At 59.2% G+C, this 299-nt stretch carries 1 pseudogene; it reads right to left on the bottom strand.

The annotated features are described in order from the left end of the window. A pseudogene (pcm, locus tag HA43_RS19280) lies at positions 1–166 on the bottom strand (protein-L-isoaspartate(D-aspartate) O-methyltransferase); the annotation flags it as partial. Positions 167–299: the final 133 nt, after the last annotated feature.

Genomic DNA, 299 nt, shown 5'->3' with positions numbered 1-299 from the left:
TCAGCGCAGTCGGAATTTCGGGGGGCGCTGCGGGTAACAATGATGGCATCAAACGGCCCGCGCGCGGGCCAGCCGAGCCAGCCATCACCGTGCCGGGTAGAGATATTATGCAGGTCGAGCTGCTTCAGACGGCGTTTAGCTGCCACTGCAACCCTTTGATTCTCCTCAGTGCTGCCGGATAGCGGACAAAAAAAAGCCCCTTTACAGGGGCTTTATAACGATCGGTGAATAGCGGAAAGAAACAGCGGTGCCGCCTGCGTTCAGGCGGACGGGAGCGGCAAAATGTGGCTGGCGCTGTG

Origin of the sequence: Pantoea eucrina (assembly GCF_002095385.1) — a bacterium.
Taxonomy (GTDB): Bacteria; Pseudomonadota; Gammaproteobacteria; order Enterobacterales; family Enterobacteriaceae; genus Pantoea; species Pantoea eucrina.
The sequence above is the reverse complement of the archived record's forward strand: the minus strand, read 5'-3'. Positions and strand labels throughout refer to the sequence as shown.